This window comes from Delftia tsuruhatensis (genome assembly GCF_903815225.1).
Lineage (GTDB): Bacteria > Pseudomonadota > Gammaproteobacteria > Burkholderiales > Burkholderiaceae_C > Comamonas > Comamonas tsuruhatensis_A.
In genome coordinates this window covers 3,938,585-3,957,363 of record NZ_LR813084.1, presented here as the reverse complement: position 1 = coordinate 3,957,363, position 18,779 = coordinate 3,938,585, and the positions used below count along the sequence as shown (strand labels likewise).

The following is an 18,779-nucleotide window of genomic DNA, read 5'->3' as shown; positions in this document are numbered from 1 at the left end:
CACACTGGTCCGCCAGGCGGCTTTCCCGCCTTGTCCCTGTCCTGAGGACAGGAAACCGAGGAAACCCATGTCTTCCATCCATCTTCCCGTGCTCGAATACCTGCGGCGCCAGATCGAGGGCCGGCTTGCCGGACACGAGTCCACCCACATGCGCTACCCCACGGCGATCTCGCAACTGCTGGGATTTCGCATCGTCGCCATCGGCGAGGCCATGGCCGTGGTGGAGCTGGACGCCGATGCACAGCGCCATGGCAACCAGCAGGGCACGGTGCATGGCGGCCTGCTGTGCGAGCTGGCCGATGCGGCGATCGGCACGGCCCATTCCACGCTGATGGCCGAGGGCGAGAGCTTCACCAGCATCGACTTGAAGGCCACCTTCTTGCGCCCGGTCTGGCGTTCCAGGCTGTGCGCGCGTGCCTGGGCCGAGCATCGCGGACGCACCGTGAGCCACTATCGCTGCGACATCGAGCGCGACGATGGCAAGACCGTGGCCAGCATGGCCAGCGCGGTGATGACGCTGCGTGGCGAGCATGCGCAAGGCCGTTGAGCAGCCTGTGGTGAAAACAGAAAGGCCGCGACAGGCGCGGCCTTTCCATGCGAAGGGGCAGGTGGTTTACTTGGCAGCCGCGCGTGCCGCCTCGGCCTTGGCCTTGGCTTCATCGGCCTTGCGCTGCAGCTCGGCCGCTTCGGCTTCGGCGGCCTTGGCCTTGGCATCGGCTTCCTTGGCGGCAGCGTCCTTGTCGGGCGTCATGGCGCCGGCCAGCGCATTGCCGGCCATGGAGCCTGCCACCGCACCGACGGCAGCGGCACCCAGCGTACCCATCATGCCGGGGCCGGCAGCGGCGGGTGCCGCTGCGGGAGTGGCTGCCGCCGCAGGGGCTGCGGGCGCGGCCGGCGTGGAAGGCGTGGCGGGCTTGCTGGCGGTCGGGGCCGTGGGGGCCGCGGGCTGGGCCGGGGCCTTGCCGATCGAAGCCGGGCGCACGGACTTGCCGCCGCCCAGGCGCTTGGCCTGGGCCAGCGAGGGCACGGTCAGCGATGCAATGGCCAGGGCGATCACGGAGGCAGTGGCGCGGAACGAGGTCTTCACAGAGGTGTTTCCAATCAGGTGGTTCATGTAGGCGGGCGGCAGGCAGGCGCTGCCGGTCGTCCGGCCGCCAACGCCCGAAAGCGCTCTGGCAGGCCTTGCTGCATACATGGGGATGGTGAGGGAGATTCCAAGCACGGGTGCATGCCTGCGCCCGCGACAGCCTGATGTTGTAGGACGGCCATCGGCATTGCGGCGATGGCGGTTATGGGGCTGTGGCGCCCATTGTAGGAAAGGCCGTGGTCGCGAGGGCCCGCAAGCCCACAGGCCGCCATCGGCTATTGGCCCATGGCGGCCCCAGGCCGGGTCTTCAGCGCAGGACTTCCAGCAGGCGGTCCAGGCCGCCCTCGTTGATCGAGACCCTGGCTTCGTTGCGCACGCGGGGCTTGGCGTGGTAGGCCACGGACAGGCCCGCCACCTGCATCATGGGAATGTCGTTGCTGCCGTCGCCCACGGCGATGCACTGGTCGGGGCGGATGCCCAGCAGCGAGGCCACTTCGAGCAGGGTGCGGCGCTTTTCGGCGCCATCGCAGATGTCGCCCCAGGGCTGCTCGATCAGGCCGCCGGTCAGTGCGCCATCGCGTATCTCCAGCACGTTGGCGCGCACGAAGTCCAGGCCCAGCAGGCCGCGCACATGTTCGGCGAAGTAGGTGAAGCCACCGGAGACCAGCAGCACCTTCAGGCCCGCGGCCTGGGCGGCGCGCACCAGTGTTTCGGCACCGGGGGACAGCTTCAGGCGTTCGGCCAGGACACGGGCCATGTCGGCCTCGGTGACGCCGACCAGCTTGCCCACGCGCTGGCGCAGGCTGTCCTTGAAGTCGGTGATCTCGCCGCGCATGGTGGCTTCGGTGATGGCGGCGACCTCGGCCTTCTTGCCGGTGGCGTCGGCGATCTCGTCGATGCATTCGATGGTGATCAGCGTCGAGTCCATGTCGAATGCGATGAGCTTGTAGTCGGCCAGCTTCAGCGGAGGCTGGATGCCGCGGATCAGCAGTCCGGGCGCGAATTCGGTGACATCGGTCATGGGTGGGGCAGCAAAAAGGGGATGGAGCGCCAGTCTGGCGCAACTCAGGCGCGAATCATAGCCAGTGCCCGGCCGGTACGCAGGCTCGTGCGCCATGTTCCCGCCCACGCTCAGGGCGTGGGCGGCCGGCCCAGGTAGATGGCGTCGGACCAGGTGGCCAGCCATTGGGGGCGAAAGACCACGAAGATGGACGTGACCATGCCGGTGACCACGGCGTCGCCCCAGGCCATGAGCCAGCGCGCGATGCGCGACAGGTCTTCGTTGACGCCCGGCAGGGCGTGGCCGGCGGCATGGGCCATCAAACCGGCGATGAAGACGCACAGCACCGTCCCCGCAAAGCCCCGCGCGAGGATGTAGACGAAGATCTGGTGCGGCAGCCAGCGCCGCAGCGCCGCGCCCCAGAGCATGGCCAGCGTCGCGGGCACGATGCCCTGCCAGACTGCGATGCCCAATGCGTCGCCCCAGCCCAGGGCCGGCGACAGCAGGGCCGCCAGTCCGCCGACGACGAGCAGCAGTGGCACGGCCAGTGGCCAGCCCAGTATGAGCACGACCAGGGGCGCCGAGGACCATTGCAATTGCAGCGGCATGCGGTGCAGCGTGGGCAGGGCCCAGATCCAGGGCAGCAGTACCAGCACGGCCAGCAGCGGCGTGAGCAGCGGCGAAGCGATGCGTTCCTGCGGACCGCCAGGTCCGGGCCGCCCGGCCAGCATGCGCCAGGGGCGTAGCCACAGCGCGGTAGCCAGGGCCGGCAGGGCGATGCCCGCTTCGAGGAACATGCCTGATGCCTAGGCGGGCTGGGCCGCTTTCGCTTCCACCAGCGGCTGGCCCAGGCTGCGCAGCACGTCGCGCACCATCTGGGCGCGGTCCTTGGGGTTGTCCAGGGCGCGCTCTATGCGCAGCTTCTCGTTGCCGGCCAGCTTGATGTGCTTGTTCTTCTGGATCAGGTGGATGATGGACATCGGGTCCACGGGCGGCTGGGGCTTGAAGGTGATGTTGATCACGCCGGGCGCCGCATCCACCTTGACCACGCCGTAGGGCTGGGACAGTACGCGCAGGCGGTGCACGTCGATCAGCGTCTGCGCCTGGGGCGGCAGCTTGCCGAAGCGGTCCACGATTTCTTCGAGCAGGGTGTCGATCTGGTCGCTGGTGCGTGCCGTGGCCAGCTTCTTGTAGAAGGACAGGCGCAGATGCACGTCGCCGCAGTAGTCGTCGGGCAGCAGGGCGGGGGCATGCAGGTTGATGTCGGTGGAGGCCGACAGCGGGCTGAGCAGGTCCGGCTCCTTGCCGGCCTTGAGGCTGCGCACGGCCTCGGACAGCATCTCGTTGTAGAGCTGGAAGCCTACCTCCATCATGTTGCCGCTCTGGTTCTCGCCCAGCACCTCGCCGGCACCTCGGATCTCCAGGTCGTGCATGGCCAGGTAGAAGCCCGAGCCCAGTTCCTCCATCTGCTGGATGGCTTCCAGGCGCTGCTGGGCCTGCTTGGTCAGGCTGTCCAGGTCGGGCACCATGAGGTAGGCATAGGCCTGGTGGTGGCTGCGGCCCACGCGCCCGCGCAGCTGGTGCAGCTGGGCCAGGCCGAACTTGTCGGCGCGGCTGATCAGGATGGTGTTGGCGCTGGGCACGTCGATGCCGGTCTCGATGATGGTCGAGCACAGCAGGATGTTGTAGCGCTGGGCCACGAAGTCGCGCATGACGCGCTCCAGCTCGCGCTCGGGCATCTGGCCGTGGGCGACGGCGATGCGTGCCTCGGGCAGGATTTCCTCGAGCTTTTGCTTGCGGTTCTCTATGGTCTCGACCTCGTTGTGCAGGAAGTAGCACTGGCCGCCGCGCTTGAGCTCGCGCAGCACGGCCTCGCGGATCACGCCCGTGCCTTCGTTGCGCACGAAGGTCTTGATGGCCAGGCGCCGCTGGGGTGCAGTGGCGATGACGGACAGGTCGCGCAGGCCCTCCAGCGCCATGCCCATGGTGCGCGGGATGGGCGTGGCCGTCAGCGTGAGCACGTCCACCTCGGCGCGCAGTGCCTTCATGGCTTCCTTGTGGCGCACGCCGAAGCGGTGCTCCTCGTCGATGATCAGCAGGCCAAGGTTCTTGAACTGCGTGGACTCGGACAGCAGCTTGTGCGTGCCCACGACGATGTCCACCGATCCATCGGCGATGCCCTTGACGGCCGCCGTGATCTCCTTGCCCGAGCGAAAGCGCGAGACCTCGGCCACCTTGATGGGCCATTTGGAGAAGCGGTCCACCAGGGTCTGGTAATGCTGCTCGGCCAGCAGCGTGGTGGGCGCGAGGAAGGCCACCTGCTTGCCGCCCGTGACGGCCACGAACGCCGCGCGCAGCGCCACCTCGGTCTTGCCGAAGCCCACGTCGCCGCAGACCAGTCGGTCCATGGGCTGGGGGCTGATCATGTCCTGGATCACGGCGTGGATGGCGGCGCGCTGGTCGGCCGTCTCCTCGAAGCCGAAGTCGTTGGCGAACTGCTCGTAGTCCTGGGGCGAGTAGCGGAATGCATGGCCCTGGCGCGCGGCGCGGCGCGCGTAGATGTTCAGCAGCTCGGCCGCCGAGTCCCGCACCTGCTCGGCGGCCTTGCGCCGGGCTTTTTCCCATTGGCTGCCGCCCAGCTTGTGCAGCGGCGCGTCTTCGGCCGATACACCGGTGTAGCGGCTGATCAGCTGCAGCTGGCTGACCGGCACGTAGAGCACGGCGTCGCCCGCGTACTCCAGGTGCAGGAACTCCTGCAGCGCGGGCGTGCCGTCTGGGTTCTTCTGGCCCATGTCCATGTTGACCAGGCCCCGGTAGCGGCCGATGCCGTGCTCGGAGTGCACGACGGGATCGCCCACCTTGAGCTCGGACAGGTCCTTGATCAGCGCCTCGACATCGCTGACCTGTTCCTGGCGGCGGCGCCTGCGGCCCGTGGGCGTGGTGGCGAACAGCTCGGTCTCGGTGACGAAGTCCAGGCCTTCCTCGACCCAGGCGAAGCCATTCATGAGCGCTGCCGTGGCAATGCCTATCTTCTCGGCGGCATCGCCCTGGAACTCGGCCAGGGAGTCGAAGACCGGCGGATTCACGCCCGAGGCGCGGAAGAAGTCCAGCAGGCTTTCGCGCCGGCCATCGGATTCGGCCAGCAGCAGGATGCGGTGGGCGCTGGCCGTGATGTGCTTTTGCAGCCGTGCCAGCGGGTCCTCGGCGCCGCGCACCACGGACAGGTCGTCGAGCTTCTGGAAGAGGGCGCTGTCGGCGACGTCCTCGGTGCCCTGGCGCAGTGCCAGCTGGGCATGCTCCTTGGCACGCGTGTAGAACTGGTCGGCCGAGAGGAACAGTACCTCAGGCGGCAGGGCGGGGCGCTCGGGGTCGCCCTGTACCAGGCGGAAGCGCTCCCTGGTGTCCTGCCAGAAGCGCTGGAAGGCGGGCTCCAGGTCGCCGTGCAGGACCACGGTGGCGTCCTGGCCCAGGTAGTCGAAGACCGTGGCCGTGTCGTCGAAGAACAGCGGCAGGTAGTACTCGATGCCGGCCGTGGCGATACCCTGGCCCATGTCCTTGTAGATGCGGCTGCGGGTGGGATCGCCCTCCAGCAGCTCGCGCCAGCGCTGGCGGAACCTGGCGCGTGCATCCTCGTCCATGGGGAACTCGCGGCCGGGCAGCAGGCGCACCTCGGGCACGGGATAGAGGCTGCGCTGGGTATCGGGGTCGAAGGTGCGGATGGAGTCGATCTCGTCATCGAACAGGTCCACGCGGTAGGGCTGCAGCGAGCCCATGGGAAACAGGTCGATCAGGCCGCCACGCACCGCGTACTCGCCATGGCTGACCACCTGCGAGACATGCTGGTAGCCGGCCAGGGTCAGTTGGGCCTTGAGCCGGGCCTCGTCCAGCTTCTGGCCGCTCTTGAACTCGAAGGTGTAGCCGGCAAGGAAGGAGGGCGGCGCCAGCCGGTACAGCGCGGTGGTGGCGGGCACCAGCACCACGTCGGCGCCTTGCTCCTTGTCGCGCTGGTTGATGCGCCACAGCGTGGCCAGGCGTTCGCTGATGAGGTCCTGGTGGGGCGAGAAGCTGTCGTAGGGCAGGGTTTCCCAGTCGGGAAACAGCGCGCAGCGCAGGCCCGGCGCGAAGAAGGCCATCTCGTCGATCAGCCGCTGGGCATCGGAGGCGTCGGCCGTGACGATGGCGGTCACGCGGCCCGCTGCCTTCTCGCGCTCGCCCAGGCGGGCCAGCAGCAGGGCGTCGGCACTGCCCACGGGGCGGGGCAGGGTGAAACGTTTTCCGGGAGTGAGCTTGGGCAATTCCATGGTGCGTATGCGCTGGCGCCTTGGCGCCATGACGAGGGAACGACAAAACCCCTCGGCACGCGCAGAGGGGTATCGAACCATTTTAGCCAGCACGCGGCAGGGCATGCCGGCATGCCCGCAAGGCCATGTTGGCGCATCGCGGTCACTACAATGCGCCACCATGACAGATCTGCTTGCGGCGGCTGCGCCCGCGCCCCTGGATTCGGCACGCCTGTGGGCGTTGATTCCCTGCGCCGGCACCGGCTCGCGCGCGATGGCACCGCGAGCGCCCGGCACGCCTGCCTCCGAGCCCGACCTGCCAAAGCAATACCACCTGGTGGCAGGCGCACCCATGGTGGCGCACACCCTGGCCGCCTTTGCCGGCGTGGCGCGTGTGCACCACACGCTGGTGGTGATCGCGCCGGACGATGATTTCTGGAGCAAGGGCCTGCCGGGCCCATCCCCCACGCGCTATTGCACCGTGCCCTGCGGCGGTGCCACGCGGGCCGAGTCCGTGACCAACGGCCTTCAGGCCCTGCTGGCACGCGGCGCGAGCGCGCATGACTGGGTGCTGGTGCACGACGCGGCGCGCTGCCTGGTGACGCCCGCGCTCATCGATGCGCTGATCGATGCCTGCCAGCACGATGCCGTGGGGGGGCTGCTGGCCCACAAACTGCCCGATACGCTCAAGACGGCGGTGACCGGCCCGGGGGGCGTGCGCGTGGCAGGCACCGTGGACCGCAGCGACAAGTGGCTGGCGCAGACGCCGCAGATGTTCCGCATCGCGCCGCTGCTCGACGCCCTGCGGCACGCGGGGGCGGCCGTCACCGACGAGGCCAGCGCCATGGAGGCCGTGGGCCAGCGCCCGCGCCTGGTGCCCGGCGGCGCGCAGAACTTCAAGGTCACCTATCCCGATGACTTCGCGCTGGCCGCCGCCGTGCTGTCCCAGCGCGAGCACGGCGCGACGCTGGAGCGCTACCGTGGCAAGCGCGACCAGGTTCCGGCCTCGGGCAATCCGTTTTTCTGAACCTGGAATGTTTCACATGAATTTTCGTATTGGCGAAGGCTGGGACGTGCATGCCCTGGTGCCCGGGCGCAAGCTGATCCTGGGCGGCATCGAGGTGCCGCATGAGCTGGGGCTGCTGGGCCATTCCGATGCCGACGTGCTGCTGCACGCCATCACCGACGCGCTGCTGGGCGGCGCGGCGCTGGGCGACATCGGCCGGCATTTCCCCGACACCGACCCCGAATTCCGCGGCGCCGATTCGCTGGTGCTGCTGGTGGAGGCGGCGCGCCGCGTGCGCGCGACGGGCCTGGAGATCGGCAACATCGACAGCACCATCATTGCCCAGGCACCCAAGCTGGCACCGCACATTCCTGCCATGCGCGAGCGCATCGCCACGGCGCTGGGGCTGGCGCTGGACCAGGTCAACGTGAAGGCCAAGACGGCCGAGAAGCTCGGCCCCGTGGGCCAGCAGCAGGCCATGGAAGCGCGCGCGGCCGCGCTGCTGTTCCGCGCCTGAACGACGTTCCGGAAAGAGACAGGCCCCGGGATCGTGACCGATCTCCGGGGCCTGTCCAGCGGGTGGTGTGCCTGCTCAGTCCTCGCCGTCCATGCCGCCGTCCTGGGCGCGCGGAGGCAGCTGGCGCTTGATCTGCGGACGCTGCAGGCGCTGCTCGGGCTCGGCGCCCTTGGCCACGCCCGAGGCGCGCTGCAACTGCACATGCGCGACCAGCCCGCCAGTGGAGGAATTGGACAGCGCGAACACGCCGCCCATGCGCTGCACCGTCTTGTCCACGATGGACAGGCCCAGGCCCGCTCCCGCTGCGGCCGTGCGCGCGGAGTCGCCACGGAAGAAGGGCTGGGTCAGGCTGGCCAGTTGCTCAGGCGGCACGCCCCGGCCATGGTCGCGGATGCGGATCACGACCCAGCTTTCGCGCTCGGATGCCGTCACGTCCACGTGCGTGGTTTCGGTCTCGGGGGTCTTGCCGTAGCGGCGGGCGTTCTCGAACAGGTTGGAGATCACGCGGGCCAGCTCCACCTCGTCGGCCATCACATAGACGCCCTCGGGCACGGCCATGCTGATCTGCAGTTCACGATGGTCCTGCACCGCATAGACGCAGGAGGACACCACGGCATGCAGGTTGACGGGGTTGAGCGTCACATGGTCGGGGCGTGCGTAGTCCAGGAACTTGTCGATGGTGGCATCGAGCTGCACGATGTCGGCCACCATGTGCTCGCGCGCCACGTCGTCCACCACGCTCATCTCGGTCTCCAGCCGCAGGCGGGCCAGCGGCGTGCGCAGGTCGTGCGAGATGCCGGCCAGCATCACAGCGCGGTCCTGCTCCAGCTGGGCCAGCTTCTGCGCCATGCGGTTGAAGCCGATGTTGACTTCGCGGATCTCGCTGGTGACGGCTTCCTCGTCGAGCTGGCTGGCGTCGAAATCGCCATCGCGCACGCGGTTGGCCGCATAGCTCAGCTGCTTGAGCGGCCGGTTGATCAGGCGCGCGATCGCGGCGGCTCCTGCCAGTGACAGCAGGCCCGCCGTGATCAGCCAGATCAGCCAGGTGCGCCCGCTGGCCGGCGTGAAACGTGAGCGGTCCATCAGCAGCCAGGTGCGGTCGCCGTTGATGGTGAAGCCCACCCACAGGCCCGGCTCGCCGTTGACGCTACGCGCCACGATGGTGCCGTAGCCCAGGCGGCGCGTGAGTTCCTCGGTCAGGCGCTTGCCCAGCGTGCTCTGGTCCAGCAGCTCGAAGCTGTCGCCGGGCTCGCGTGGCAGGATGCGCACGCCTTCCTGATCGGCCATGGTCTTGATCAGCGAGACGCGGTTGATGGCATCAGAGTGCACAAGTGCCGCGCGGCTGAGATTGACCAGGGAGGCGATCTGCTGGGCTGTGTGCAGCGTGCGCGGCTCGAACTCGAAGGCTCGCAGCGTCTGCAGCCAGGCCAGGATGCTGCCCACCAGCAGCAGGGCCAGCAGGCAGAAGGTGCGCCAGAAAAGATTGAGTCCCAGCGGGGAACGCGTGGTCAAGCGCCGCTCGTACTCGAGCGGCGCAGGACTGGTGGCGTCATGGGGCGGGACGGTGAATGAACTCATGGAATGCGGTTCGTCATTCTAGGGGCCGGCTGCGAGGTTACGCCCGTGCCGGCCAGCTTGCGTTACCGGTTGTCTCCAAGGCAAGCCAGCGGGTCCTCGGTCAGTTCGCGCCGTCCGGCACGAACACATAGCCCACGCCCCAGACGGTCTGGATGTAGCGCGGCGCGGCCGCATCTTCCTCGATGAGCTTGCGCAGGCGCGAGACCTGCACGTCCAGGCTGCGGTCGAAGGGCTCGAACTCGCGCCCGCGTGCCAGCAGGGCCAGCTTCTCGCGCGACAGCGGCTGGCGGGGGTGGCGCACCAGGGCCTTGAGCATGGCGAATTCACCCGTGGTCAGCGGCAGTTCCTCGCCGTTCTTTTGCAGCACGCGCGTGCCCAGGTCGAAGGTGAAGGGACCGAAGCTGACGACCTCGTTGTCGCCGGAAGGCGCGCCAGGCGCCTCCTGCGGGGGGCGGCGGCGCAGCACGGCATGGATGCGCGCCAGCAGTTCGCGCGGATTGAAGGGCTTGCCCAGGTAGTCGTCGGCACCCACTTCCAGGCCCACGATGCGGTCCACGTCCTCGCCCTTGGCGGTCAGCATGATGATGGGGGTGCGGTCATTGGCCGAGCGCAGGCGGCGGCAGATCGACAGGCCGTCCTCGCCGGGCATCATCAGGTCCAGCACGATCAGGTCCACCGTCTCGCGCAGCAGGATGCGGTTCAGCGCCTTGCCGTCTTCGGCAATCATGATCTCGAAGCCTTCCTGCGTCAGATAGCGGCGCAGCAGGTCGCGGATGCGCGCATCGTCATCCACCACCAGGATCTTGTCGGTGCGGTTGGTCGTCGTGGCCATGTTCATCCTCGGTCGGTCATTTGTAACAGCAGCCATTGTTACCAGCTTGCGGCCAAAAGTCTGGTCAAAACCCCTGTTTTTTGCGACATGTTACAGATGTTGCGTTTAAATTTAGGACGAAAAATGTGTCTTTAGAATTTTTAACTCTGATGTTAGTGGGTTGATGCAATTATCGTTGCAATAATGTGGTCAATGATGGGGCTAAAACAGCCCTGTCGCTTTCTGGCGGCACACCGTAGTGAAAGGGCGGCGTGCGGCTGTATCCCTGGCTTCCTTTCATTTCAAAGGATGAACGCATGAGCAAGCTTTCCAAACAGCTGTCCCGCCGCTGGGCCAAGTCCATGGTGGCCGCCACCGCGCTGGCCTGCGCCGGTGGCGCCTGGGCGCAGACGGCGGCCACGGCGCCGGCGCAGCCCTCCAACGTGGTGCAACTGTCTGCCGAAGGCTCGGTGGACGTGGTGCAGGACCTGCTGACGGCCACCTTGTCGGCCACGCGCGAAGGGCGCGATGCCGCCGTCGTCCAGTCGCAGCTGCAAAAAGTGGTCGAGGCCGCCCTGGCCGTGACCAAGCGTGGCGCGCAGCCCGGCCAGATGGATGTGAGCACCGGTAGCTTCGGCATCTATCCGCGCTATGGCAAGGACAACAAGGTCGAGGGCTGGCAGGGCCGGGCGGAAATCCTGTTGCAAGGCCGTGATTTCGCGCGCATCACCCAGACGGCCGCGCAGGTGCAGGACATGACCTTGTCCCACGTGGGCTTCGGCCTGTCGCGCGAGGCGCGCGAAAAGGTCGAGGGCGAGGCCCAGGCCAAGGCCATCGAGCAGTTCAAGCAGCGTGCCTCCACGCTGGCCAAGAGCTTCGGCTTCGCGAACTACAGCCTGCGCGAAGTCAATGTGAGCAGCAGCGACACCTCGGTGCCCATGCCGCGTCCGCGCATGATGGCCATGTCCGCCAAGGCCGCCGGTGCAGAAATGGATGCCGTGTCGGTGGAGGCTGGCAAGGCCCAGGTCATGGTGAATGTCTCGGGCTCGGTGCAGATGTACTGACGTACTGACACGAGAGGGGCATCCGCCCAGCAAAAAAGGAGCGCCTGGCGCTCCTTTTTTGCTTGCCTGCCGGTCTTGCCGCCGTGGCCCTGCCTGCTCGGGTGTCTCGGGCCGGAGGGGTTTACTGGGCCGCCCAGCCGCCATCCATGTTCCAGGCCACGCCACGCACGTTGGCGCCAGCTGGCGAGCAGAAGAACACCGCCAGTTCGCCCAGCTCTTCTGGCGTGGTGAACTGCATCGAGGGCTCCTTCTCGCCCAGCAGCAGCTTCTTGGCCTCCTCGTTGCTGATGCCGTGCTGCTCGGCCTTGGCATCGACCTGCTTTTGCACCAGCGGCGTCAGCACCCAGCCGGGGCAGATGGCGTTGCAGGTCACGCCCGAGGTGGCGTTCTCCAGTGCCGTGACCTTGGTCAGGCCGACGATGCCGTGCTTGGCCGCCACATAGGCGGACTTCTGTGCCGAGCCCACCAGGCCGTGCACCGAGGCCACGTTGATGATGCGGCCCCAGCCCTTGCCGCCGTCGGCGGCCTGCATCATGGGCAGGACCAGGCGCGAGGTATGGAAGGCGCTGGACAGGTTGATGGCGATGATGGCGTCCCAGCGCTCGGGCGGGAAGTCCTCCACGCGCGCCACATGCTGGATGCCGGCGTTGTTCACGAGGATGTCGATCTGGCCGAAATTGCGCACGCTGTACTGGACCATGTCCTCGATGTCCGCGACGCGGCTCATGTCGGCGCCATGGTAGGCGACCTGGGCGCCGGCGGCCTGGCCTGCGGCCAGCACTTCGGCGCGCGGGCCGTCCACATCGCCGAAGCCATTGAGCACGATATTGGCGCCCTGGCGGGCCAGGGCCTTGGCGATCCCGAGGCCGATGCCGCTGGTCGAGCCGGTCACGAGGGCGGTCTTGCCTTTCAACATAGAGAGTCTCCGAATGAATGTACGATGCAACTCAGCCATTATCGGCGCCGGCTCCGCGAATGCGTTCCCATGAATCATCCTACGCTGAACTACGTATCCTGCCCGGCGGCCGCCGGGCGTTCCTCGCCATGGAGCCCAGCCGCCAGCCCGGCGCCGGATGACACCTCCCGCCGCATGGCCTACTGGGAGTGGAATCGCACCGGCGACCCCCACCATCCCCATGTGGTGGTCTGCGTGCATGGACTGTCGCGCCAGGGGCGCGATTTCGACACGCTGGCCGGGCGTCTCAGCGAGCGCGCCCGTGTGATCTGCCCGGACGTGGTCGGTCGTGGGGAAAGCGACTGGCTGCTCGATCCCATGGGATACCAGGTGCCACTGTACGCCGCCGACATGCTGGCCCTGCTGGCCCGGGTCCATGCGCAGGCACCCATCGCGCAACTGGACTGGGTGGGCACCAGCATGGGAGGGCTGATCGGCATGGCGCTTGCCGGCCAGCCGGGGCTGCCGCTGCCCGTGCCGATCCGGCGCCTGGTGCTCAACGACGTGGGGCCCGCCATCGAGTGGTCGGCGCTGGAGCGCATCGGGCAGTACCTGGGCCGGCAACTGCATTTCGCCGATCTGGAACAGGCAGCCGATGCGCTGCTCTTGATTTCGGAAGGATTCGGCCCACATAGCCGTGAGCAATGGCTGCGATTGACGCAGCCTATGCTGCGCGCGGCGCCCCGGGGTGGCATGGAACTGCACTATGACCCGGGGATCGCCGCGCCCTTGCGCCAGATGACGCGGGAGATGGCGCAGGCCGGCGAGGCGTTGCTGTGGCAGCTGTATGACCAGATCAAGGCACGCGTCTTGCTTGTCCGAGGCCGGCACTCGGATCTGCTGACGGTGTCCACGGCACAGGCCATGGCGCAGCGCGGACCGCAGGCGCATTGCGTGGAATTCGAAGGAGTGGGGCATGCGCCCACTTTTGTCGCGGCGGGGCAGGTGGAGCTGCTGCGCCGGTTCTTATGGGGAGAAGAGCGCTTGCCAAGCACCATGAATCTTGCCGAGCAGGCCGGGGAGTGTGTCGAATGAAGACTGTCAGCAGCGAGGCTGCGGTGCAGACGCAGCCATCGGCCGCCGCCGCGCAGGGCTCTGTGCCGCCGGTGCTGCCGCACCTGATCACGGCCACTTCGCAGACCCTGCCTGAACAGGTCAACGCGCTGGCGCGCGCGCGCAGCTTCGCCGAGCCGCTGATCGCCACCGAAACCATGGAGACCGGCGAGAACACCCTGGCACATGCCGATGCCGTGGCTGCCATCCTCAAGACCATCGGTGGCTCCGAAACGATGCAGGCCGCCATCTATCTGGTGCATGCCAGCGTGCACCTGAACCGGCCGCAGGAGGTGATCTCCAAGGCGTTTGGCGAGAACTTCGCCACGCTGGCCGTGGAAACCAACAAGCTCATGCGCGTGCAGCAGCAGGCGCGCGGTGCCGAATTGAGCGGCCAGTACACGGACGATGAGGCCACCCAGACCGAGAACGTGCGCAAGATGCTGCTGGGTTTCTCGCGGGACCTGCGCGTGGTGCTGCTGCGTCTGGCCTCTCGCCTGCAGACCCTGCGCTACTACGCCGCCAGCAAGCGGCCGGTCTCGCCCGGTATCGCGCGCGAGGCACTGACCGTGTTCGCACCGCTGGCCAACCGGCTTGGCATCTGGCAGATCAAGTGGGAGCTGGAGGATCTGTCCCTGCGCTTCCTGGAGCCCGAGACCTACCGCGAAGTGGCGCGCCTGCTCGACGAGAAGCGCGTGGAGCGCGAGGCCTACATGGAGCAGATGCGCGCGCGCCTGGAGGCCGACCTGCGCGCTCACAGCATCAGCGCCACGGTGCAGGGGCGGCCCAAGCACATCTACAGCATCGTCAAGAAGATGCGCGGCAAGTCGCTGAACTTCGACCAGGTCTTCGACATCCGCGCCATGCGCGTCGTCGTGCCCACCGTGAAGGACTGCTACGCGGCCCTGTCCTGGGTGCACGAGCAGTTCACGCCCATCGAGGCCGAGTTCGACGACTACATCGCCCGCCCCAAGCCCAACGGCTACCAATCGCTGCACACCGTGGTGCGTGACGAGACGGGGCGTGCCATCGAGATCCAGATCCGTACACAGGCCATGCACGACCATGCCGAGCATGGTGTGGCGGCCCACTGGGCCTACAAGGAGGCGGGCACCAAGGGCTATGCGGGCGTCACGGCCAGCAGCGAGTACGATGCCAAGATCGCCGTGCTGCGCCAGTTGCTGGCCTGGGGCAGCGACCTGGCGGGAACGCACCATCGCGGCCTGTTCGAGGACCGCATCTACGTGCTGACACCCGACGCCGCCGTCATCGAACTGCCCCAGGGGGCGACGCCCGTGGATTTCGCCTACTCGGTGCACACCAGCCTGGGCCACCGCTGCCGTGGTGCGCGCGTGGACGGGGCCATGGTGCCTTTGAACACGCCGTTGCAGAACGGGCAGACCGTGGAAATCACCACGGTCAAGGAAGGGCGCCCCTCGCGGGACTGGCTCAATGCCGACCTGGGCTACCTGACCAGCAACCGCGCCAAGGCCAAGGTGCGCGCCTGGTTCAATGCCCAGGCCACCCACGAGACCGTGGCGCGCGGCCGGGAGGCGGTCGAGAAGCTGTTGCAGCGCGAAGGCAAGACCGCCGTCAAGCTGGAGGAGCTGGCCACCCAGCTGGGGTTCAAGTCGGCCGATGCGCTGTTCGAGGTCGTCGGAAAGGACGAGTATTCACTGCGCAACATCGAGACTGTGCTGAGGCCCGCGGAGGTCGAGGAGGAGCCGGAGGAATTCACCCTGGTGCGCAAGGCGCGTGGTACCGATTCGCCCAAGGGCGGGGTGCTGGTCGTGGGCGTGGATTCGCTGATGACCCAACTGGCCAAGTGCTGCAAGCCGGCGCCGCCCGACGACATCCGGGGCTTCGTCACGCGGGGCAAGGGCGTGAGTGTGCACCGCGCCGACTGCTCCAACTTCCGCGAGATGGCCGCGCGCAATGCCGAGCGCGTGATCGACGTGGCCTGGGGCCTGCCCAAGGCGGCGGCCGCGACGTCGGCCGTCTATCCCGTCGATGTGGCAGTGGAGGCGGCCGACCGGCAGGGCCTGCTGCGCGATATCTCCGAGGTCTTCGCGCGCGAGAAGACCAATGTCATCGGCGTGCAGACCCAGTCGGTCAAGGGCACGGCCTGGATGACCTTCACCGTGGAGGTGGCCGACTCGGGACGCCTGAACAAGGTGCTGGGTATCGTGGCCGCCGTGGCGGGCGTGCGTTCGGCCCGGCGCAGGTGAGTTCGATCTTTTTTTGCCGAAGTTGTGAAAAACCCGTGCTAGAATCGCATTCTCGAACAAACACAGGCGCGTAGCTCAGCTGGTTAGAGCACCACCTTGACATGGTGGGGGTCGTTGGTTCGAGTCCAATCGCGCCTACCAATCTTCCATTGCCAGATGGAATGCAAAAAGCCTTCTGATCACTCAGAAGGCTTTTTTGTTTGTGTGCCCGCCAACGATGGGCAGACTTGCCGGCCAAAGAGGCGGGCAGGGCCCGCGCTCCTCTGTCAGGGGTCAGGTGCCGACCCCGGCCTGTGCCTGCAAGTAGTCGTTTTGCAGCAGGTACATGCGGATGGCGTTGCGGTACCGGCCGTTGGCGAAGAACTCGTCGATCAGCACGCCTTCCTGCACGAAGCCTATGCGCGCGTAGATGTGGATGGCTTTCTCGTTCTCCTGGTCCACATGCAGAAAGATCTTGTGCAGGTTCAGCGTCTTGAAGCCATAGTCGAGCGCCAGCCGCGTCGCCTGGCCTGCGATGCCCCGACCCTGCTGCTCGGGGGCGATGATGATCTGGAACTCGGCACGCCGGTGGATGAGGTCGATCTCCACCAGCTCGACCAGGCCGGCGCGATCGTTCTGGTGCTCGACGATGAAGCGGCGCTCGGTCTGGTCGTGCACGTGGGCGTCATACAGCGCGGAAAGCTCGTCGAAGGTCTCGTAGGGCTCCTCGAACCAGTAGCGCATGATGGCTGCGTTATTGTTGAGCAGATGCACGGAGCGCAGATCTTCGCGTTCCAGCGGTCTCAGGCGGATGCTGTGATTCATGCCCTCATTGTGCGAGAGGCTTGGTATCCGGCTGCAGGCCACGGATTACCAGGCGGTAGATCAGTTCCGCTGCCGTGTCGTAGTCGTCGGCGGTCAGTGCGGGCTGGCCCAGCAGCAGCGCGAACTGGGCTTGCTGATCGGCATAGGCCTGGGTCACTGACCAGAGAATGAACATCAGGTGGGTGAAATCCACGCGGGCGATCTTGCCCTGTGCCACCCAACGCTCGAAGGCCTGGACGTCGGCGGCCAATGCAGGGCCCACCTGACTGGATATGGCCTGGCCGAAGCGGGGCGCGCCGGCCATCACCTCGCGCGTGAAAACCCGGGAGCCATGCGGCCGTTCGCGCGAGGACTGCAGCTTGGCGCGGATGTAGATGCGCAAGGCCTCGGCGGGGTCGTCGCCGCGCAGCAGATCGGACATGCCGGCCAGCCACTGGGTCAGCACATCGCCCAGCACGCGCAGGTACAGCTCCTCCTTGCTGGCGAAGTAGTACAGCAGGTTGTGGCGGCTCAGGCCGGCGTCGTGCGCGATCAGCTCCAGCGATGCGCCTTCGAAGCCGTATTGCGCAAAGTGCAGCTCGGCCGTCTGCAGGATGTTCAGTTCCTTGCGCAGCCGTGCGGCCGTGGGTTTGCGCGTGGCCGATCGCGCCAAGGAAGGGGGCGCGTTGTCAGAAAGGGTTGCCATTGCGCAGATGGTAAGTCGAGATAAGTTGCGCCATTTTGGTGCGATTGTCTGGCATCTTTCTTGCTGACGACTTTCTGGGTGATTTTACTGATTGGTAAATTTTTTCACCCGCGTAAATTCCGTTCCACCCCCAGTGCGCCCGACAAGAGGCGTCACTTACACATGCGAGGACCACGATGAAACCTCCGAAGACTGTGTTGTTGGATCCGGGGCCGTGCAGGAGTTCTTCCTGCGGCCCGCCTTGCGTTGTCCGAGATGGCCTGGCGTGCACCTGCATGCTGCGGCCCCTTTCACGCCCTCAATCCTGACTCTGGAGGATGCACCATGGATAGCCCCGCGCAACGCGCCTGCGGCATTGCCGCCGGCCGACTGAACCTGGCCGATTACGCGGCCAATTTCTCCGACGCCCATCCCGCGCTGAACCGTTCCCAGGCCTTGATCGAGGCCGAGCGCTGCTATTACTGCTATGACGCGCCGTGCACCACGGCTTGCCCCACCAGCATCGATGTGCCGGCCTTCATCGCCCGCATTGCCCAGGACAACGTCCGTGGCGCGGCGCGCGAGATCCTGACGGCCAATCCGCTCGGAGGCATGTGCTCACGCGTCTGCCCCACGGAGCAGTTGTGCGAGCAGGCCTGCGTGCGCAATACCCAGGAAGACAAGCCGGTCGAAATTGGTGCGTTGCAGCGCTATGCGACCGATGCCTTCATGGCCTCCGGTGGTGCACCGCTGTTCCAGCGTGCCGCCGCCACGGGCAGGAAGGTGGCCGTGGTCGGGGCAGGGCCTGCCGGCCTGACCTGCGCCCATCAGCTGGCGCTGCAGGGCCACGAGGTGGTGCTGTTCGACGCCCGGCCCAAGCTGGGCGGGCTCAATGAATACGGCCTGGCCAGCTACAAGACCCCGGGCGATTTTGCGCAAAAGGAAATCGACTGGCTGCTGTCCGTGGGCGGGATCACGCCGCGCAACAACCAGCGGCTGGGGCGTGATTTCACGCTGGATTCGCTGCTGGCAGAGCATGACGCCGTGTTCCTCGGCCTGGGCCTGGCGGGCGTGAATGCGCTGGGTACAGCAGAGCCGCAGGCCGAAGGCTTGCGCAATGCGGTGGACTTCATTGCCGACATCCGCCAGGCGGCCGACAAATCCACGGTGCCGGTGGGCCGGCGCGTGGTGGTGATCGGCGGCGGCATGACGGCTGTGGATGCGTCCGTGCAGGCCAGGCTGCTGGGCGCCGACGAGGTCACCATGTTCTATCGCCGGGGCAAGGATGCGCTGTCCGCCTCCTGGGTGGAGCAGGAGTGGGCGCAGACCCATGGCGTCAACCTGCGGCTGTGGGCCGCGCCCCAGGAGATCCTGGTGCAGGACGGCAAGGTCTGCGGCGTGCGCATGGCCAGCACCCGCATGGAGGGCGGCAGGCTGCAGGTGACGCAGGAGGTGTTCGACGTGCCGGCCGACATGGTGCTCAAGGCCATCGGCCAGACCTATGTCGGCGCTTCGGCGGGCGCGGCAATCGCGCTGCGCGATGGCCGCATCGATACCGACGCCCAGGGCCAGACCAGCGTGCCCCGCGTGTGGGCAGGCGGTGACTGCCGCGCCGGGGGACAGGATCTGACCGTGCAGGCGGTGGAGCACGGCAAGGTAGCCGCGCGTGCCATGCATCAGGCGCTGATGGGCGCTGCAGTGGCCGTGGCCACCGGGGTGTAAGCGGCTGTGC

16 protein-coding genes and 1 tRNA gene are annotated in these 18,779 nt (G+C 67.2%); 8 read left to right on the top strand and 9 right to left on the bottom strand.

Features of this window, described 5'->3' with window-relative positions; all coding sequences use genetic code 11:
- Positions 1-67 precede the first annotated feature (67 nt).
- On the top strand, positions 68-547 hold the full coding sequence (locus tag L1Z78_RS17885) for a PaaI family thioesterase (RefSeq protein WP_234637725.1): 480 nt from the start codon (positions 68-70) through the stop codon (positions 545-547).
- Positions 548-613: 66 nt separating this feature from the next.
- Here L1Z78_RS17885 and L1Z78_RS17880 read toward each other — a convergent pair whose 3' ends face one another.
- The 4 genes from L1Z78_RS17880 to mfd form a co-directional block, all read right to left on the bottom strand.
- Entirely contained in the window at positions 614-1,114 is a 501-nt protein-coding gene (locus L1Z78_RS17880) for an ABC transporter substrate-binding protein (RefSeq protein ID WP_234637724.1), read from the bottom strand.
- Positions 1,115-1,394: 280 nt separating this feature from the next.
- Positions 1,395-2,108 (bottom strand): phosphoserine phosphatase SerB, encoded by a 714-nt coding sequence (gene serB / locus L1Z78_RS17875; protein ID WP_234637723.1) that lies wholly within the window; start codon positions 2,106-2,108, stop codon positions 1,395-1,397.
- 110 nt (positions 2,109-2,218) lie between these two features.
- Complete coding sequence (locus tag L1Z78_RS17870) at positions 2,219-2,884, bottom strand: hypothetical protein (protein WP_234637722.1); 666 nt, start codon at positions 2,882-2,884, stop codon at positions 2,219-2,221.
- A gap of 9 nt (positions 2,885-2,893) precedes the next feature.
- A complete protein-coding gene (gene mfd, locus L1Z78_RS17865; RefSeq protein WP_234637721.1) occupies positions 2,894-6,388 on the bottom strand; it encodes a transcription-repair coupling factor in 3,495 nt (1,164 codons plus the stop codon).
- 160 nt (positions 6,389-6,548) lie between these two features.
- Here mfd and ispD point away from each other — a divergent pair, with 160 nt between their 5' ends.
- Both ispD and ispF read left to right on the top strand, forming a co-directional pair.
- Complete coding sequence (gene ispD / locus L1Z78_RS17860) at positions 6,549-7,394, top strand: 2-C-methyl-D-erythritol 4-phosphate cytidylyltransferase (RefSeq protein WP_234637720.1); 846 nt, start codon at positions 6,549-6,551, stop codon at positions 7,392-7,394.
- 16 nt (positions 7,395-7,410) lie between these two features.
- Positions 7,411-7,890, top strand: a complete 480-nt coding sequence (ispF, locus tag L1Z78_RS17855; protein WP_013803157.1) for a 2-C-methyl-D-erythritol 2,4-cyclodiphosphate synthase — start codon at positions 7,411-7,413, stop codon at positions 7,888-7,890.
- A 75-nt stretch (positions 7,891-7,965) separates the two neighbouring features.
- On the opposite strand, the gene L1Z78_RS17850 is transcribed toward ispF, so the two are convergent.
- Together L1Z78_RS17850 and ompR are read right to left on the bottom strand one after the other, a co-directional pair.
- Positions 7,966-9,468: an ATP-binding protein gene (locus L1Z78_RS17850; protein ID WP_234637719.1), complete on the bottom strand. Its 1,503-nt coding sequence runs from the start codon at positions 9,466-9,468 to the stop codon at positions 7,966-7,968.
- 100 nt (positions 9,469-9,568) lie between these two features.
- Positions 9,569-10,306, bottom strand: a complete 738-nt coding sequence (gene ompR / locus L1Z78_RS17845) for a two-component system response regulator OmpR (protein ID WP_017404718.1) — start codon at positions 10,304-10,306, stop codon at positions 9,569-9,571.
- A gap of 290 nt (positions 10,307-10,596) precedes the next feature.
- On the opposite strand from ompR, the gene L1Z78_RS17840 reads away from it, so the two are divergent.
- On the top strand, positions 10,597-11,343 hold the full coding sequence (locus L1Z78_RS17840) for an SIMPL domain-containing protein (RefSeq protein WP_234637718.1): 747 nt from the start codon (positions 10,597-10,599) through the stop codon (positions 11,341-11,343).
- Between the two features lie 121 nt (positions 11,344-11,464).
- Here the strand turns inward: L1Z78_RS17840 and L1Z78_RS17835 are convergent, their stop codons facing one another.
- Entirely contained in the window at positions 11,465-12,259 is a 795-nt protein-coding gene (locus L1Z78_RS17835) for a 3-hydroxybutyrate dehydrogenase (RefSeq protein WP_234637717.1), read from the bottom strand.
- Positions 12,260-12,433: 174 nt separating this feature from the next.
- Here L1Z78_RS17835 and L1Z78_RS17830 point away from each other — a divergent pair, with 174 nt between their 5' ends.
- The 3 genes from L1Z78_RS17830 to L1Z78_RS17820 all read left to right on the top strand — a co-directional run bounded on the left by L1Z78_RS17830 (position 12,434) and on the right by L1Z78_RS17820 (position 15,720).
- Positions 12,434-13,333: an alpha/beta fold hydrolase gene (locus L1Z78_RS17830; protein ID WP_418921711.1), complete on the top strand. Its 900-nt coding sequence runs from the start codon at positions 12,434-12,436 to the stop codon at positions 13,331-13,333.
- Positions 13,330-15,579, top strand: a complete 2,250-nt coding sequence (locus tag L1Z78_RS17825; protein WP_234637715.1) for a RelA/SpoT family protein — start codon at positions 13,330-13,332, stop codon at positions 15,577-15,579. The genes L1Z78_RS17830 and L1Z78_RS17825 overlap by 4 nt, the downstream gene beginning before the upstream one ends.
- A 64-nt stretch (positions 15,580-15,643) precedes the next feature.
- Positions 15,644-15,720, top strand: a tRNA-Val gene (locus L1Z78_RS17820).
- Positions 15,721-15,852: 132 nt separating this feature from the next.
- On the opposite strand, the gene speG is transcribed toward L1Z78_RS17820, so the two are convergent.
- On the bottom strand, positions 15,853-16,383 hold the full coding sequence (speG, locus tag L1Z78_RS17815) for a spermidine N1-acetyltransferase (RefSeq protein WP_234637714.1): 531 nt from the start codon (positions 16,381-16,383) through the stop codon (positions 15,853-15,855).
- A gap of 4 nt (positions 16,384-16,387) precedes the next feature.
- On the bottom strand, positions 16,388-17,068 hold the full coding sequence (locus L1Z78_RS17810) for a TetR/AcrR family transcriptional regulator (protein WP_234637713.1): 681 nt from the start codon (positions 17,066-17,068) through the stop codon (positions 16,388-16,390).
- A gap of 324 nt (positions 17,069-17,392) precedes the next feature.
- Between L1Z78_RS17810 and L1Z78_RS17805 the strand changes: the two genes are divergently transcribed.
- Entirely contained in the window at positions 17,393-18,769 is a 1,377-nt protein-coding gene (locus L1Z78_RS17805) for an NAD(P)-dependent oxidoreductase (protein ID WP_234637712.1), read from the top strand.
- The last annotated feature ends 10 nt before the right edge of the window (positions 18,770-18,779 follow it).

What these genes read in the sequence shown, in the direction of transcription:
- ispF (WP_013803157.1), top strand. Translation starts at nt 7,411, where the DNA reads ATGAATTTTCGTATTGGCGAAGGCTGGGACGTGCATGCCCTGGTGCCC.
- L1Z78_RS17870 (WP_234637722.1), bottom strand. Translation starts at nt 2,884, where the DNA reads ATGTTCCTCGAAGCGGGCATCGCCCTGCCGGCCCTGGCTACCGCGCTG.
- L1Z78_RS17840 (WP_234637718.1), top strand. Translation starts at nt 10,597, where the DNA reads ATGAGCAAGCTTTCCAAACAGCTGTCCCGCCGCTGGGCCAAGTCCATG.
- L1Z78_RS17835 (WP_234637717.1), bottom strand. Translation starts at nt 12,259, where the DNA reads ATGTTGAAAGGCAAGACCGCCCTCGTGACCGGCTCGACCAGCGGCATC.
- L1Z78_RS17885 (WP_234637725.1), top strand. Translation starts at nt 68, where the DNA reads ATGTCTTCCATCCATCTTCCCGTGCTCGAATACCTGCGGCGCCAGATC.
- ispD (WP_234637720.1), top strand. Translation starts at nt 6,549, where the DNA reads ATGACAGATCTGCTTGCGGCGGCTGCGCCCGCGCCCCTGGATTCGGCA.
- L1Z78_RS17850 (WP_234637719.1), bottom strand. Translation starts at nt 9,468, where the DNA reads ATGAGTTCATTCACCGTCCCGCCCCATGACGCCACCAGTCCTGCGCCG.
- serB (WP_234637723.1), bottom strand. Translation starts at nt 2,108, where the DNA reads ATGACCGATGTCACCGAATTCGCGCCCGGACTGCTGATCCGCGGCATC.
- mfd (WP_234637721.1), bottom strand. Translation starts at nt 6,388, where the DNA reads ATGGAATTGCCCAAGCTCACTCCCGGAAAACGTTTCACCCTGCCCCGC.
- speG (WP_234637714.1), bottom strand. Translation starts at nt 16,383, where the DNA reads ATGAATCACAGCATCCGCCTGAGACCGCTGGAACGCGAAGATCTGCGC.
- L1Z78_RS17805 (WP_234637712.1), top strand. Translation starts at nt 17,393, where the DNA reads ATGGATAGCCCCGCGCAACGCGCCTGCGGCATTGCCGCCGGCCGACTG.
- L1Z78_RS17880 (WP_234637724.1), bottom strand. Translation starts at nt 1,114, where the DNA reads ATGAACCACCTGATTGGAAACACCTCTGTGAAGACCTCGTTCCGCGCC.
- L1Z78_RS17825 (WP_234637715.1), top strand. Translation starts at nt 13,330, where the DNA reads ATGAAGACTGTCAGCAGCGAGGCTGCGGTGCAGACGCAGCCATCGGCC.
- L1Z78_RS17810 (WP_234637713.1), bottom strand. Translation starts at nt 17,068, where the DNA reads ATGGCAACCCTTTCTGACAACGCGCCCCCTTCCTTGGCGCGATCGGCC.
- L1Z78_RS17830 (WP_418921711.1), top strand. Translation starts at nt 12,434, where the DNA reads ATGGCCTACTGGGAGTGGAATCGCACCGGCGACCCCCACCATCCCCAT.
- ompR (WP_017404718.1), bottom strand. Translation starts at nt 10,306, where the DNA reads ATGAACATGGCCACGACGACCAACCGCACCGACAAGATCCTGGTGGTG.